12 protein-coding genes are annotated in these 13,653 nt (G+C 67.7%); 7 read left to right on the top strand and 5 right to left on the bottom strand.

Features of this window, described 5'->3' with window-relative positions:
- Nucleotides 1-33: 33 nt before the first annotated feature.
- Both JTE92_RS13800 and JTE92_RS13795 read right to left on the bottom strand, forming a co-directional pair.
- Nucleotides 34-1,425, bottom strand: a complete 1,392-nt coding sequence (locus JTE92_RS13800; protein WP_063236667.1) for a M16 family metallopeptidase — start codon at nucleotides 1,423-1,425, stop codon at nucleotides 34-36.
- Nucleotides 1,426-1,434: 9 nt separating this feature from the next.
- Complete coding sequence (locus tag JTE92_RS13795) at nucleotides 1,435-2,973, bottom strand: M16 family metallopeptidase (RefSeq protein ID WP_063236666.1); 1,539 nt, start codon at nucleotides 2,971-2,973, stop codon at nucleotides 1,435-1,437.
- A gap of 227 nt (nucleotides 2,974-3,200) precedes the next feature.
- On the opposite strand from JTE92_RS13795, the gene ftsY reads away from it, so the two are divergent.
- Nucleotides 3,201-4,334 carry a signal recognition particle-docking protein FtsY gene (ftsY, locus tag JTE92_RS13790; RefSeq protein ID WP_063236665.1) on the top strand — a complete coding sequence of 378 codons (1,134 nt, stop codon included), beginning with the start codon at nucleotides 3,201-3,203 and terminating at the stop codon, nucleotides 4,332-4,334.
- 249 nt (nucleotides 4,335-4,583) lie between these two features.
- On the opposite strand, the gene maiA is transcribed toward ftsY, so the two are convergent.
- Nucleotides 4,584-5,231, bottom strand: coding sequence for a maleylacetoacetate isomerase (gene maiA / locus JTE92_RS13785; protein WP_063236664.1), 648 nt, complete (start codon nucleotides 5,229-5,231; stop codon nucleotides 4,584-4,586).
- Between the two features lie 4 nt (nucleotides 5,232-5,235).
- Nucleotides 5,236-5,937, bottom strand: a complete 702-nt coding sequence (locus JTE92_RS13780) for a fumarylacetoacetate hydrolase family protein (protein WP_063236663.1) — start codon at nucleotides 5,935-5,937, stop codon at nucleotides 5,236-5,238.
- Between the two features lie 243 nt (nucleotides 5,938-6,180).
- Here JTE92_RS13780 and JTE92_RS13775 point away from each other — a divergent pair, with 243 nt between their 5' ends.
- The 5 genes from JTE92_RS13775 to ybiB all read left to right on the top strand — a co-directional run bounded on the left by JTE92_RS13775 (nucleotide 6,181) and on the right by ybiB (nucleotide 11,452).
- Nucleotides 6,181-6,816: an ANTAR domain-containing response regulator gene (locus JTE92_RS13775; RefSeq protein ID WP_063236750.1), complete on the top strand. Its 636-nt coding sequence runs from the start codon at nucleotides 6,181-6,183 to the stop codon at nucleotides 6,814-6,816.
- 387 nt (nucleotides 6,817-7,203) lie between these two features.
- Nucleotides 7,204-8,544: a CmpA/NrtA family ABC transporter substrate-binding protein gene (locus tag JTE92_RS13770; RefSeq protein ID WP_063236662.1), complete on the top strand. Its 1,341-nt coding sequence runs from the start codon at nucleotides 7,204-7,206 to the stop codon at nucleotides 8,542-8,544.
- A 56-nt stretch (nucleotides 8,545-8,600) separates the two neighbouring features.
- Nucleotides 8,601-9,542 (top strand): nitrate ABC transporter permease, encoded by a 942-nt coding sequence (gene ntrB / locus JTE92_RS13765; protein WP_084254405.1) that lies wholly within the window; start codon nucleotides 8,601-8,603, stop codon nucleotides 9,540-9,542.
- 18 nt (nucleotides 9,543-9,560) lie between these two features.
- Nucleotides 9,561-10,364, top strand: coding sequence for an ABC transporter ATP-binding protein (locus JTE92_RS13760; protein ID WP_063236661.1), 804 nt, complete (start codon nucleotides 9,561-9,563; stop codon nucleotides 10,362-10,364).
- Nucleotides 10,365-10,459: 95 nt separating this feature from the next.
- Nucleotides 10,460-11,452 (top strand): DNA-binding protein YbiB, encoded by a 993-nt coding sequence (gene ybiB, locus JTE92_RS13755; protein WP_063236660.1) that lies wholly within the window; start codon nucleotides 10,460-10,462, stop codon nucleotides 11,450-11,452.
- Between the two features lie 21 nt (nucleotides 11,453-11,473).
- Here ybiB and JTE92_RS13750 read toward each other — a convergent pair whose 3' ends face one another.
- The gene (locus JTE92_RS13750; RefSeq protein WP_063236659.1) at nucleotides 11,474-12,352 is read right to left on the bottom strand and encodes a pirin family protein; all 879 of its coding nucleotides are present in this window, start codon (nucleotides 12,350-12,352) and stop codon (nucleotides 11,474-11,476) included.
- Between the two features lie 352 nt (nucleotides 12,353-12,704).
- Between JTE92_RS13750 and rpoH the strand changes: the two genes are divergently transcribed.
- Complete coding sequence (gene rpoH / locus JTE92_RS13745) at nucleotides 12,705-13,634, top strand: RNA polymerase sigma factor RpoH (RefSeq protein ID WP_063236658.1); 930 nt, start codon at nucleotides 12,705-12,707, stop codon at nucleotides 13,632-13,634.
- Nucleotides 13,635-13,653: the final 19 nt, after the last annotated feature.

Genomic DNA, 13,653 nt, shown 5'->3' with positions numbered 1-13,653 from the left:
CCCTGCGCCGCCCGGCGCGGTGCGGCGCCTGCATCACTGCCGCGATGCCGTCGGCGCGCTGCCGACCGGGCCGCCGACAATCACCGTGGCCATGCCGTCCGGGCGCACATGGCGCTGGAAAGCCGCCCTGACCTGCTCGCGCGTGACCTTGCCGACCTGCGCGGTCCAGGTGTCCAGGTAGTCCAGCGGCAGCCCGTACCAGCCGATATTGGCGACATTGGTCAGCAGCTTGCGGTTGTTGTCGATGCGCAGCGGGAAGCCGTTGACCAGGTTGTCCTTGGCCGCGCGCAGCTCCTTCTCGGTCGGCCCTTCGGCGACAAAGCGCGCCAGCACCTGGCGCACCAGCGCCAGCGCTTCGTCGGTCTGCGCCTTCTTGGTCTGCAGGCTGATGCCGAACGGCCCGGGCTGCTTCGACGGAGCGAAGTAGCTGTCGACACCGTAGGTCAGGCCGCGCTTCTCGCGCACCTCGTCGGTCAGGCGCGAGCTGAAGCCGCCACCGCCGAGCACGTAGTTGCCCACCAGCAGCGCGAAGTAGTCAGGATCGCCGCGCGCGATCGACGGCTGGCCGATGGCCACGCTCGATTGCTGCGCCGGATGCGGCACGCGCTGCTCGCTGGCCGGGATGTTGAGCTTCACCTGGGGCAGCGCCGGGGCGGCACTGCCCTGCGGCAGCCCGCGCGTGAGCCGCTCGGCAAGGGCTTCGGCCTGCTTGCGGTCGATCGCGCCGATCAGCGTCACCACCGCGCGCTGCGCGCCGTAGTTGTCGCGCCAGAATTTGGCGATGTCATCGCGCGTGATCGATTGCACGCTCTCCGGCGTGGCCGCGATGCCGTAGGGATGGTCCGGGTACATGGCCCTGGCCAGCGCCTTGTCGGCGATCACCCCCGGCTTGGTGTCGGCCTCGCGGATGGCGGTGATCAGGCGCTGTTTCTCGCGCCCGACCACGGCGTCCGGGTAGGTCGGCGCCTTGATCAGCTGCGCGGCCAGCGCCACCGACTGGTCCAGCTCGGGCTGCGCGGTCAACGTGCGCAGCCCGATGCCACCGCGGTCACCGCCCGCCGCGCCGCCGAAAACCGCTCCGGTATCGGCAAAGGCGTCGGCGATCTGCGCCTCGTCGCGTGCCGGCTGGCCGTCCTGCGCGCCCGCGCCCTTGTCCAGCAGCGCCGCCGCCAGCGTCGCCAGCCCGGCCTTGCCCGGCGGGTCATAGCGGCTGCCGGCATCGAAGTCGATATTGACGTCGAGCATAGGGATCGACGGGCTGTGGACAAAGTACACGCGCGCGCCGGTGGATGCGGTCCAGTGCTCGATCGGGATCGCGGCCTGGGCCAGCTGCGCGGCCAGCAGCATGGCGGCGCCGAGCGCCGCGCCGGCCAGCATGCGCAGCGTGCGGGGCCGCGCGTTGAATGAAGTGGCGGACTGGGACATCGTCATTCCTCAGTGGCGCAGGCCCGACGGGGCCTGGGTCTTGGGCTTGTTCGGGTCGATCGGCTGCGGCACCAGCGTGGCCACGGTCAGGTTGTCGTCGTTGAAATACTTGGCGGCGACGGCCTGCACCTGCGCCGGCGTGACGGCCTTGATCTTGTCGAGCATACGGTCGATCTGGCGCCACGAGAGATCAGAAATCTCGGATACGCCGATCTCCATGCCTTGCCCGAACACCGAATCGCGCTTGTAGATCTGCCCCGCCACCACCTGCGCCTTGACCCGCTTGAGTTCTTCCGGCGAGACCCCTTCCCTGGCGATGCGCTGGATCTCGGCGCGCAGCGCGCGCTCGATCTCCTCGGTGCTGTGGCCGGTCGCCGGCGTGCCGTCGAGGACGAACAGCGACTCGCCGCGGTTGATGCTGTCGTAGCCGACGTTGACGTCGTCGGCCAGGCGCTGTTCGCGCACCAGTTCGCGCGTCAGGCGGGCGTTGTCGTAGCCGTTGAGCACGGCCGCCAGGACTTCCAGCGCGTAGGGGTCGACGTCCTTCTCGACATCGCGCAGCCGCGGCACCTTGTAGGCCATCACCATGTACTGGTTCTCGGCCGGCGCCTTGACCCAGATACGCTTGATGCCCTTCTGCTCCGGCTCTTCCTGGTCCTTGCGCAGCGGCAGCGTGCGCGGCTTGAGCTTGCCGTAGTAGCGCTCGGCGAGCGCGCGCACTTCCTCGGCCTTGACGTCGCCGGTGACGATCACCAGCGCGTTGTTCGGCACGTACCACTGGCGGTACCAGTCCTTGACGTCCTCGACCCGCATATTGACCAGGTCGTCCATCCAGCCGATCACCGGATGGCGGTACGCCGCGGCGGTATAGACGGTGGCGAGCAGTTGCTCATAGACGGTGCCGCGCGAGGAGTCGTCGGTGCGCAGGCGGCGCTCTTCCATCACCACCTTCATCTCGCGGTCGAATTCGTCCTTCTTGATGATGAGGTTGGCCATGCGGTCGGCCTCCAGCTCCATCATCTTCGGCAGGTACTGCTTGCCGATCTGCTGGTAGTACATGGTGAAGTCGCGGTTGGTCAGGGCGTTCTCGCGCCCGCCCAGCGCCGCCACCTGCCTGGAGAACTCGCCCACGCCGACCTTGGGCGTGCCCTTGAACATCATGTGCTCGAGCATGTGGGCCACGCCCGTGGTGCCGCTGACCTCGTCGATGCCGCCGACGCGGTACCAGATCTGGTGCGCCACCGTGGGCGCCCGGTGGTCTTCCTTGACGATCAGCCGCAGGCCGTTGGAGAGCCGGTATTCGGTGGTGCCATGCGCGGTGGCGCCGGCGGGCGCGGTCTGCGCGGAAGGCATCGGCGATCCGACCACGCCTTGCGCGCCGGCCGGCAACGACCACGGCAGCAGGCCGAGCAGCAGCGCCGGCACGATACGCCGCGCCAGGCGCGCGGCGCCGGCTGGAAGTGCTGAGGAGGTAGGCTGGGAATGCCGTTGGATGCGTGCTTGGGCACCTTTGGCGCCCGCCGCGGTCAGGACAGCGCAATGGTTCATGCGACCCCGTCTGCTAGAATTTTGCCGATCGATCCGCGCGGGCGGCATGCGCGCGCGGATCAGCCATGTAGCGAACTGATGTAGCGAACTATACGCAATCGCCGGCCGGGACCACAACGGGTTCTCCCCGACCTTCGCGATGTCAGCGTAAGCCCTTGATTATTAACCGGTCGCCTGCCGGCAATGTGCCACCAGGGTGGCGGCCCCGGTATTGACTCCATTCCCCAATGTTTAGTTTCTGGAAGAAGCGCAAGGCCGAGCCCGCGTCCGTCGAGACGCCAGCCCCGGCGCCCGCGCCCACCCCCACGCCAGCCCCGGCCCCCGCTCCGGTTCCGGTCCCGACGCCGACACCGGTCCCCGCACAGGTGCCGCCCCCGGCGCCGGCCCCGGTGGCCGCACCCGAACCAGCCGCTGCCATCGAAACGCTTGAACTGGTCCCTGCGCCCGCCATCAGCGCCGAAGCGCGTCAGGGCTGGATGCACCGACTGCGCACTGGCCTGTCCAAGACCAGCCGCAACATCGGCACGCTGTTCGTCGGCGTCAAGGTCGACGAGGCGCTGTTCGAGGAGCTGGAGACCGCGCTGCTGATGGCCGACGCGGGCGTGGAAGCCACCGAATACCTGCTCGCCGAGCTGCGCAAGCGGGTCAGGTCCGAGCGCATCGAATCGGCCGAAGGCGTCAAGGCCGCGCTCAAGGCGCTGCTGACCGACCTGCTGCGTCCGCTGGAAAAAACCATGGCGCTGGGCCGCGAGCAGCCGCTGGTGATGATGATCGCGGGCGTCAACGGCGCCGGCAAGACCACCAGCATCGGCAAGCTGTGCAAGCACTTCCAGCGCTACGACCAGAAGGTGCTGCTGGCCGCCGGCGACACCTTCCGCGCCGCCGCGCGCGAACAGCTGACGATCTGGGGCGAGCGCAACAACGTCACCGTGGTGGCGCAGGAAAGCGGCGACCCCGCCGCGGTGATCTTCGACGCGGTGAATGCGGCCAAGGCGCGCGGCATCGACATCGTGATGGCCGATACCGCCGGCCGCCTGCCGACGCAGCTGCACCTGATGGAGGAGCTGAAGAAGGTCAAGCGCGTCATCAGCAAGGCCATGCCGACCGCGCCGCATGAGGTGCTGCTGGTGATCGACGCCAATACCGGCCAGAACGCGCTGCAGCAGACGCGAGCCTTCGATGATGCGCTGGGGCTGACCGGCCTGATCGTGACCAAGCTGGATGGGACTGCCAAGGGCGGCATCCTGGCGGCGATCGCGCGCCAGCGCCCGGTGCCGGTGTACTTCATCGGCGTAGGCGAGAAGGTCGAGGACCTGCAGCCATTCAAGGCCGAGGAATTCGCGGAAGCGCTGCTGGGATAAGCATCCAGAACAACGCCGAAGCCAACGGTTTTGGGTGCTCCCAAGCCGCCCGAGCTAGCCTTAGCAAGGTGTTCTCCCTCTTCCCTCATGGGGAGAGGGTTGGGGTGAGGGGTAGCAAGGAACCACGTGAAGCGAGGCCAGCGGTTTGAACCCACAGGCGTCAGCCGTTGACACTCCAGCCCTCACCCCCGGCCCCTCTCCCGCAAGCGGGAGAGGGGAGCAAACCCTCAGCACATCAAAGCAACACGCTCACTCCGCGTCCGGCTGCGACTTCGGCTCCGCCTTCCGGAACGCTTCCATCTCCATGCACGCCTCATAGATCTTCGCGATCGCCGGATAGCGGCTCACGTCGACATTGAAGCGCTGCGCATTGAACACCTGCGGCACCAGGCAGATATCGGCCAGCGTCGGCGTATCGCCAAGGCAGAAGCGTCCCGCCTTGCCGCCGCGCGCCAGGTTGGCCTGCAGCGACTCGAAGCCCAGCTCGATCCAGTGGCGGTACCACGCGTCCTTGACCTCGTCGGTCACGCCCACCTTGTGCTTCAGGTATTTCAGCACGCGCAGGTTGTTCAGCGGATGGATCTCGCACGCGATTTCCTGCGCCAGCCCGCGCACATAGGCGCGGTCCAGCGCCGTGCCGGGCAGCAGCTTCGGCTCGGGATGGACTTCGTCCAGGTACTCGACGATGGCCAGCGATTGCTGCAGCACGTTGCCGTCGTCGGCCAGCGCCGGCACCAGGCCGTCCGGGTTCACCGCGCGGAATTCGGGCTTGAGCTGCTGGCCACCGTCCTTGAGCAGGTGCACCGGCACGTATTCGTATGGCAGCCCCTTCAGTTCCAGCGCGATGCGCACGCGGAACGAGGCCGAACTGCGGAAGTAGCTGTAGAGCTTGAGCATCGGATCAGACTACCTTGATGGTGAGATCGCCCACGCCGCCGACGTGGCACTGCATGACATCGCCCTTGACCACCGGGCCCACGCCTTCGGGCGTGCCGCTGAAGATCAGGTCGCCCGGCTGCAGCTCGAACAGCTTCGAGAGGTACGACACCATCTCCGGCACCGACCAGATCAGGTCGGACAGGTCGCCGCGCTGCTTTTCCTCGCCATTGACCGACAGCGTCACCTCGCCCTTCTCCGGATGGCCGATGGCCGAGACCGGCACGATCGGGCCGATCGGTGCCGACCGGTCGAAGGCCTTGCCGGTTTCCCAGGGGCGGCCGGTCTTCTTGGATTCGTTCTGCAGGTCGCGGCGGGTCATGTCCAGGCCCACGGCGTAGCCGAACACGTGCTGCGCGGCGCTTTCCACCGGGATGTCGCGGCCGCCCGTGCCGATCGCCACCACCAGCTCCACTTCATAGTGGCAGTTGCTGGTGCCCGGCGGGTACGGGAACGCGCCTTCGGTGCCGTCGGCGACGTAGCTGACCGCGTCGGACGGCTTGCAGAAGAAGAACGGCGGCTCGCGGTCGGGGTCCGAGCCCATTTCGCGGGCATGGGCAGCATAGTTGCGGCCGACGCAGTACACGCGCCGGACCGGGAAGCTAGCGTCGCTGCCACGCACCGGCACGCCAACAGGGGCCGGCGGGGCGAACACGAATTCGGTCATGCATCTCTCCAGATTTTTCTGATCGGTTCCGCGGCACGGGATGCGGGGATGTGCATTGCGGCGTCGCCAGCAGACGCCCCCGGCGCGGCAGGGCAACAGGATACACCGCACGCGGTGGGCTGCGTACGACGGCATACAATGAACCCAGGCGGGCGCGCGACCACGCTGCACCATGGCAGTGCGGCATGGACCGCCCCGCACCCGGCGCGAATCTTGCATGGCGCACTGCAACAGAATGAAGCCATGACCCGACGCCATCCGCCCCCATCGCCATCGACGCCAGCCCCCCCCGCCGGCCGGACGCTGCGCATCCTGCTGGTGCGCGATCCCCTTGACGCCAACCCGCTTAACGTCGAGACCATCCGCAACGGCCTGGTCAGCGCCGGCTTCAGCGAGATCCAGATCGTCGACGCCGACCTGCACTTGCCCGACGTGATCACCGCCACCCAGCCCGACATGCTGATCATCGCGTCGGAATCGGCCGCGCGCGACACCATCGAGCATGTCTGCGTCTCGACCCAGCATGCGCCGCGGCCCATCGTGCTGTTCACCGACAACGACGACAGCCAGCGCATCAAGGCGGCGCTGACTGCGGGCATCACCGCCTATATCGTCGACGGCCTGCGCGCCGAGCGCGTCAAGACCGTGCTCGACGTCGCCTACGCCCGCTTCGAGCTGGACCAGCAGCTGCGCGCCGAGCTCGACGCCACCCGCCTCAAGCTGGCCGAGCGCAAGGTGGTCGAGCGCGCCAAGGGCCTGCTGATGCAGGCGCGCGGCATCAGCGAGGACGAGGCCTACAAGCGCCTGCGCAGCATGGCGATGGAGCGTGGGCTGAAGCTGGTCGATGCCGCCCAGCGCGTGATCGACGTGATGGGCTGAGCGCCCGCCTTCCGGCCGCGGGGCGCGACAGCCCGCGGCTGGTGCAATGCACGATACTGGCGCCGCCCCAAAGCGAATCCTTCGCGCCCCGCCGTCCCCGGCTCTGCCCCGCGATGCGGCAGCGCAGCCGGCGCGCGCACCGCGTCCGCTCATTTCATCCCGAAGCATCACTCCGCCGGCACGATGCCGCCCCGAAATGCTGCACCGCACAGGCTGGCACACGCCTTGCGATATGCAGGCATCGGCCAACGGCGGCCGATCACAAAATTTAGGCGGACACAGCCAACGCAGGCTGCGTCACGCCATGGACAACGGCGTCCCTGCACCGTACCGGTCTTCTGGCGAAGCCGGCCACGGACGGGGACGCTTTTTTCTTGGAGTTTCGCAATGCCCTCTCGCCTCAGGATTGCCAAGCCGCTGCACGCGGCGGTGAACGCCTCCGAAGCCGCCTCGGCGGCCGCTGCCGACGCGGTGCCGGCCAGCAGCGGCCGCCGCCGCGCGCTGGCGACCATCGCCGGCGCCAGCGTGATGACGCTGGTCGACCCGCTGGTACGCGCCGGGGCGTGGGCGGCGGGCTCGGACGCCCCCGAGAAGACCGATGTGCGCATCGGCTTCATCCCGCTGACCGACTGCGCTTCGGTGGTCATGGCGTCCACGCTCGGCCTCGACAAGAAATACGGGATCAGGATCACGCCGACCAAGGAAGCCTCGTGGGCCGGCGTGCGCGACAAGCTGGTCAACGGCGAGCTCGACGCCGCGCACGTGCTGTACGGCCTGATCTATGGCGTGCAGCTTGGCATCGGCGGCCCCAGGAAAGACATGGCAGTGCTGATGAGCCTGAACCACAACGGCCAGGCCATCACACTGTCGTCGAAGCTGGCCGAAAAAGGCGTGCGCGACGGCGCCAGCCTGAAGGCGCTGATGGTCAAGGAAAAGCGCGACTACACCTTCGCGCAGACCTTCCCCACCGGCACGCACGCGATGTGGCTGTACTACTGGCTTGCCGCCCACGGCATCAACCCGATGCAGGACGCCAAGGCCATCACCGTGCCGCCGCCGCAGATGGTGGCCAACATGCGCGTGGGCAACATGGACGGCTTCTGCGTGGGCGAACCCTGGGGCGCGCGCGCGATCGCCGACAAGATCGGCTTTACCGCCGAGACCACGCAGTCGATCTGGAAGAACCATCCGGAGAAGACGCTCGGCACCACCGCGGACTTCGTGCAGAAGTACCCCAACACCGCGCGCGCGATGGTGGCCGCGGTGCTGGAAGCATCGAAATTCATCGACGCCTCGGCCTCGAACCGCCGCAAGACCGCGGAGACCATCGCCGCCAAGTCCTACGTCAACACCGACATGGACATCATCCTGGACCGCATGCTCGGGCGCTACAGCAACGGCCTGGGCAAGACCTGGGACGACCCCGATGCGATGAAGTTCTACCAGGACGGCAACGCCAACTACCCGTTCCTGTCCGATGGCATGTGGTTCCTGACCCAGCACAAGCGCTGGGGCCTGCTCAAGGACCACCCGGACTATCTTGCCGTGGCCAGGCAGGTCAACCGCATCGACATCTTCAGGCAGGCCGCCACCGCGGCGCAGGTGCCGCTGCCCAAGAGCGACTTCCGTACCGCGAAGCTGATCGACGGCGTGGTCTGGGATGCCACCAGGGACCCGAAGGCGTATGCCGACGGCTTCAAGATCAAGGCCGGCGCGCAGAACGCCTGACCACAGGCCGCCACTTCCCCACTGATCCGCAGCGCCCCTGGAGAAAGGAGCCCGACGTGAATGCCATCGCCCACACCGCGCCTGAAGGCGCCAATGCCGCCCATGTCGCCCATGTCGCCCATGTCGCCGCCAATGCCGCCGCCATCGACATCGATACCAAGGAACGCGCCCGGCGGCGCGAGCTGGAAATCGCCGCGCAGGAACGGCGCGCACAACGCCAGGACGCGCTCGGCGCGCTGGTGCTCAAGGCCGTGCCGCCGGCACTGGGGTTCGCCCTGTTCGTGCTGGCCTGGCACGGAATCGCCACGCTGATCCCGGCGATTCCGACGCCCGGCGCAACGTGGAACGCGGCGGTGCCGCTGTTCTCCGACCCGTTCTACCGCAACGGCCCCAACGACCAGGGCATCGGCTGGAACGTGCTGGCCTCGCTGGCGCGCGTGGCGGCGGGCTTCGGCCTGGCGGCGGTGATCGGCATCCCGGCCGGCTTCGTGATCGGGCGCTTTGCGTTCCTGAACGCGATGACCGCGCCGGTGATCAGCCTGCTGCGGCCGGTCTCGCCGCTGGCCTGGCTGCCGATCGGGCTGCTGCTGTTCAAGGCCGCCAACCCGGCGGCGATCTGGGCCATCTTCATCTGCTCGATCTGGCCGATGGTGATCAACACCGCCGTAGGCGTCACGCGCGTGCCGCAGGACTACCTGAACGTGGCCCGCGTGCTCGACCTGTCGGAGTGGAAGGTGTTCACGCGGGTGCTGTTTCCCGCGGTGCTGCCCTACATGCTGACCGGCGTGCGGCTGTCGATCGGCACCGCGTGGCTGGTGATCGTCGCGGCCGAGATGCTGACCGGCGGCACCGGCATCGGCTTCTGGCTGTGGGACGAGTGGAACAACCTGAAGGTCGAGCACATCGTGATCGCGATCTTCGTGATCGGCATCATCGGGCTGATGCTCGAGCATGCATTGCTGGCACTGGCACGGCGCTTCAGCTACGGCGCCAACTAAGAGCGAGGGAGAGACGCCATGGACAAGTTCGTCAGCATCGAGAACGTCGGACAGACCTTCAAGACACGCAAGGGGCCGTTCGTCGCCCTGCGCGACATCAACCTGCAGATTGCCGCGGGCGAGTTCATCGCGCTGATCGGCCACTCCGGCTGCGGCAAGTCAACGCTGCTGAACCTGATCGCCGGACTGGCCACGCCGACCACCGGCGCGCTGATCTGCGCCGGGCGCGAGATCGCCGGGCCGGGACCGGAGCGCGCCGTCGTGTTCCAGAACCATTCGCTGCTGCCCTGGCTGACCTGCTTCGAGAACGTCTACCTGGGCGTGGAGCGCGTGTTCGCCGCCAGCGAGAGCAAGGCCGGGCTCAAGGCGCGCACGCACGAGACGCTGGCACTGGTGGGCCTGACGCACGCCGAGGGCAAGTACCCCCATGAGATCTCCGGCGGCATGAAGCAGCGCGTCGGCATTGCCCGCGCGCTGGCGATGGCGCCCAAGGTGCTGCTGATGGATGAACCCTTCGGCGCGCTCGATGCGCTGACGCGCGCGCACCTGCAGGACGAACTGATCAAGATCGTGGCGCGCACGCGCAGCACGGTGGTGATGGTCACGCATGATGTCGACGAGGCCGTGCTGCTCGCCGACCGCATCGTGATGATGACCAACGGCCCGGCCGCCACCATCGGCGAGATCCTCAAGGTGGACCTGCCTCGGCCGCGCGACCGCGTGGCGCTGGCCGACGACAAGGACTACCACGCCTGCCGTACCGCGGTGCTGGACTTTCTCTACCGCAAGCAGCGCAATCCCGCGCTCCAGGAAGCCGCCTGAGCATCCTGCACGCCGTCGCGCCCGTCGGCGGCGATGGGCGCGACGGCGCTGCTCCGCTATCATGAACCCAGAACAGACTCCTTCCCCACGCCGCCATGACCACGCCAGCCAACCCGTTTTCCGCCGCCCGCTATATCAAGGAGGTCGGCCGTGGCGTCAACGGCGCGCGCGCGCTGCCGCGCGACGATGCCAAGACCCTGTTCGACGCGATGCTGGCCGGGCGCGTGTCCGATATCGAGCTGGGCGCGATCCTGATGGCCTACCGCATCAAGGGCGAGGCCCCGCATGAACTGGCCGGCATGCTCGAGGCGGCCCATGAACACTGCCAGCCGCTGCCCGCGCCGCCCGAGCGCCCGGTGGTGGTGATCCCCAGCTATAACGGCGCACGCAAGCAGCCGAACCTGGTGCCGCTGCTGGCGCTGCTGCTGGCGCGCGAAGGCATCCCCGTACTGGTGCACGGGACGCGCATCTTCAATGACCGCGTCACCAGCATGACCCTGTTCGAGGCGCTGGGCATTCCGCTGTGCGCCAGCACGGCCGAAGCCTCGGCACGGCTGCGCGAGACCGGCGGCGACGGGCCGCTGGCGGTGCTGCCGGTCGATGTGCTTTCGCCCGGCCTGTCGCAGCTGCTGGAGCGGCGCACCGTGATCGGCCTGCGCAACTCGTCGCATACCGTGGCCAAGATGCTGCAGCCGGTGGGCGAGCACAGCCCAGGCGAAGGGTTGCGGCTGTACAGCTATACCCACCCGGAATACCGCGAGACGCTGACCGACTATTTCTCCCACGAGCCGGCCAACGTGCTGCTGGCACGCGGCACCGAGGGCGAAGTGGTCGCCGATGCGCGCCGCAACAGCCGCATCGACTGGCTGCATGAAGGGCATCAGCAGACGCTGGTCGATCCCACCGGCGGCTCGCTGGCTGACGTGCCGGAACTGCCACCCGGCAATGATGCCGGCCTGACGGCAGCCTGGATCCGGCGCGTGCTCGATGGCGCCGTGCCGGTGCCGGCGCCGATCGCCACGCAGCTCGAAGCCATCCGCGAGTGCCTGAAGCTGGGCACCCGCGTCACCTGGGCCAGCCCGGTCTGAGAGCGGTCCGAGCCCGGCGGTTCAGGGCTTGCGCGCCGGCAGCGGGATGCGCTCGCGCTCGTCGCCCGGCACGCGCGGAAACTGGTCGTCCTCCCAGCGTTTGGCGGCGGCCTCGATGGCCTCCTTGCTGCTGGCCACGAAATTCCAGTAGATAAAGCGGCGGCCGTCGGTCGGGTCCCCTCCCAGCAGCATCACGCGCGAAGGCGCCGTCGCCATCAGCAGCGCCGGCTGCCCGGGCGTCAGCACCACCATGTGCTCGGCCGGCAGCGGCTCGCCGTCCAGCGACACCGCGCCGTCCACCGGGTAGATGCCACGCTCCGCATGCTCGGCAGGGATCTGCACGCTGGCCCCGGCGTCCAGTTCGATCGCCACATACAGGGTGCGGCTGAAGACCTTGACCGGCGAAGTCTTGCCGAAGGCATCGCCGGCGATCACCACCATGCGCACGCCCGGCTGCTCGACGCGCGGCAGCGTTGCCGCGGGATGGTGGAAGAAGGACGGTTCGTCGGTTTCGTGCGACTTCGGCAATGCCACCCAGGTCTGAATGCCGTGCAGGCGCGCGCCGTCGGCACGGACGTGATCGGGCGAGCGCTCGGAGTGGACGATGCCATGGCCGGCAGTCATCCAGTTGACGTCGCCCGGCCGGATCGCCTGCTCGCTGCCCAGGCTGTCGCGGTGCATGATCTCGCCTTCGAACAGGTAGGTGACGGTCGCCAGCCCGATATGCGGATGCGGGCGCACGTCAGCCCCCTCGCCCGGCGGCATCTGCACCGGCCCCATATGGTCGAAGAAGATAAACGGCCCGACCGTCTGGGTCGCAGCGGCCGGCAGCAGGCGGCGGACGGTGAAATCGCCCAGGTCGCGCACATGCGGCTTCAACAAGTGTTCGATAGCAGACATAACTCCTCCGGGGTTGTGAGAGAGGCTGGCAAGCATGCCAGCTTGCCGCCGCTTGCGTCGAGTGTAGGCGCTGGCGCAACGAATCATTCCACTGGGCGTGCAGAACCGGCGGGCACACACTCGCTCTAATAAAAAGTGTATCCGGCCGTGAGTATCCCCGAAGCCGCTTGATAGCTCTGTCACTATGCAATGTGACGGATCAATCGACGGGAACTATCAAAACCATTGGGACTCCAATTAGCACTCACCCGGTTGGAGTGCTAAGATGTGTTGCAGTGCCGCCGCCGCTCTCACAGAGACGCGCGGGGCATGACCCGGCAATCCAACCGCCGGATGCGAAAGGAGCGATTGAGTGAACGCAGTCTTGTCTGCCGACCAAACCCTGACGACTACCCGTCTGCCGACGGCGCCCCGTAGCGGGAGCAGCTTTGCGCTGACCTTCCCGGCGACCGTGGGCAATCTCGACAGCTATATCCAGGCTGTCCACCGAATTCCGTTGCTGACCGCGGAGGAAGAGCAACGCCTGGCGCGCGACCTGCGCGATAACGATTCCGTCGATGCCGCCCGCCAGCTGGTGATGTCCCACCTGCGCCTGGTGGTGTCGATCGCCCGCCAGTACCTGGGCTATGGCCTGCCGCACGCCGACCTGATCCAGGAAGGCAATATCGGCCTGATGAAGGCCGTGAAGCGCTTCGATCCCGAGCAGGGCGTACGCCTGGTTTCGTATGCGATGCACTGGATCAAGGCCGAGATCCACGAGTACGTGCTGAAGAACTGGCGCATGGTCAAGGTGGCCACCACCAAGGCCCAGCGCAAGCTGTTCTTCAACCTGCGCAGCCACAAGCAGGGTTCGCACACGTTCACGCCGGAGCAGGTCGAGGCCGTGGCGCGCGAGCTGAACGTGAAGCCGGAAGAAGTGATGGAGATGGAAACCCGCCTGTCGGGCGGCGACCTCGCGCTGGAAGGCCAGGTCGACGACGGCGAAGAGGAATTCGCCCCCATCGCCTACCTGGCGGACAACCACAATGAGCCGACGCGGGTAATGGAAGCCAAGCGCCAGGACCGCATGCAGGTCGAGGGCCTGGAAGAAGCGCTGGGCCGGCTGGACGAGCGCAGCCGCCGCATCATCGAGGCGCGCTGGCTGAACGTGGCCGACGACGGCTCGGGCGGCGCCACGCTGCATGAGCTGGCCGCCGAGTTTGGCGTCTCGGCGGAGCGCATCCGCCAGATCGAAGCCGCGGCGATGAAGAAGATGAAAGGGGCGCTGCAGGCATTTGCCTGATCCCGGCGCCCATGCAAAA

The sequence above is a fragment of the Cupriavidus oxalaticus genome (genome assembly GCF_016894385.1).
Taxonomy (GTDB): Bacteria; Pseudomonadota; Gammaproteobacteria; order Burkholderiales; family Burkholderiaceae; genus Cupriavidus; species Cupriavidus oxalaticus.
Note: the sequence above shows the minus strand (reverse complement) of the source record. Positions and strands in the feature narration are given on the sequence as shown.

Coding starts and splice junctions, on each gene's coding strand:
- JTE92_RS13800 (WP_063236667.1), bottom strand. CDS start 1,425: ATGTCCCAGTCCGCCACTTCATTCAACGCGCGGCCCCGCACGCTGCGC.
- JTE92_RS13795 (WP_063236666.1), bottom strand. CDS start 2,973: ATGAACCATTGCGCTGTCCTGACCGCGGCGGGCGCCAAAGGTGCCCAA.
- ftsY (WP_063236665.1), top strand. CDS start 3,201: ATGTTTAGTTTCTGGAAGAAGCGCAAGGCCGAGCCCGCGTCCGTCGAG.
- maiA (WP_063236664.1), bottom strand. CDS start 5,231: ATGCTCAAGCTCTACAGCTACTTCCGCAGTTCGGCCTCGTTCCGCGTG.
- JTE92_RS13780 (WP_063236663.1), bottom strand. CDS start 5,937: ATGACCGAATTCGTGTTCGCCCCGCCGGCCCCTGTTGGCGTGCCGGTG.
- JTE92_RS13775 (WP_063236750.1), top strand. CDS start 6,181: ATGACCCGACGCCATCCGCCCCCATCGCCATCGACGCCAGCCCCCCCC.
- JTE92_RS13770 (WP_063236662.1), top strand. CDS start 7,204: ATGCCCTCTCGCCTCAGGATTGCCAAGCCGCTGCACGCGGCGGTGAAC.
- JTE92_RS13760 (WP_063236661.1), top strand. CDS start 9,561: ATGGACAAGTTCGTCAGCATCGAGAACGTCGGACAGACCTTCAAGACA.
- ybiB (WP_063236660.1), top strand. CDS start 10,460: ATGACCACGCCAGCCAACCCGTTTTCCGCCGCCCGCTATATCAAGGAG.
- JTE92_RS13750 (WP_063236659.1), bottom strand. CDS start 12,352: ATGTCTGCTATCGAACACTTGTTGAAGCCGCATGTGCGCGACCTGGGC.